We start from the raw sequence: 589 nt of genomic DNA, 5'->3' as shown, positions 1-589 counted from the left end.
TGCAGGCGTGACCATCACCAATAACGGCACCGGATCGGTTACTTTAAGCGGTTCTCCTGCAGCAATCACTGCGGCTTTAGACGGTTTAAGCTACAGTCCAGTAGCCGATTACCACGGTTCCGATACCTTGACCATGAGTACTACCGACGGTGCTTTATTGGATAGCGATACCGTAGGCATTACCATTAATCCTGTAGTGGATATTGCTGATGATGCTTTTGCGACCAATGAAGACACTGCTGTGACTCTTGACGTGAATGCCAATGACAGTTTTGAAAATGCAGGACATACCATTACTGCGATTAACGGTACAGCGATATCTGTAGGTGGTTCTGTCAATGTTGTGAATGGAACGGTTCTTTTGAATGCCGACGGTACCTTAAGTTTTAGCCCAGCCGCTAATTTCAATGGAACGACTGATTTTACGTATACCGTGACTTCTGGTGGAACGACAGAAACGGCTACCGTTACTATGACGGTGAATGCGGTGAATGATGCTCCGGTCAACAGCGTGTCTGGCGCACAAACTCTGAGTGAAGACGCCAATCAAGTATTCAGCTCTGCCAATGGCAATGCCTTGAGTGTGGCC

General features: G+C 47.7%; 1 protein-coding gene. It reads left to right on the top strand.

Annotation, left to right across the window (positions count from 1 at the left end):
• A partial coding sequence (locus Lwor_RS13865) for an Ig-like domain-containing protein (protein WP_169792191.1) occupies positions 1 to 589 on the top strand: 589 nt, incomplete at both ends.

Origin of the sequence: Legionella worsleiensis (assembly GCF_001467535.1) — a bacterium.
Taxonomy (GTDB): Bacteria; Pseudomonadota; Gammaproteobacteria; order Legionellales; family Legionellaceae; genus Legionella; species Legionella worsleiensis.
This window is presented reverse-complemented; position numbering and strand designations above follow the sequence as displayed.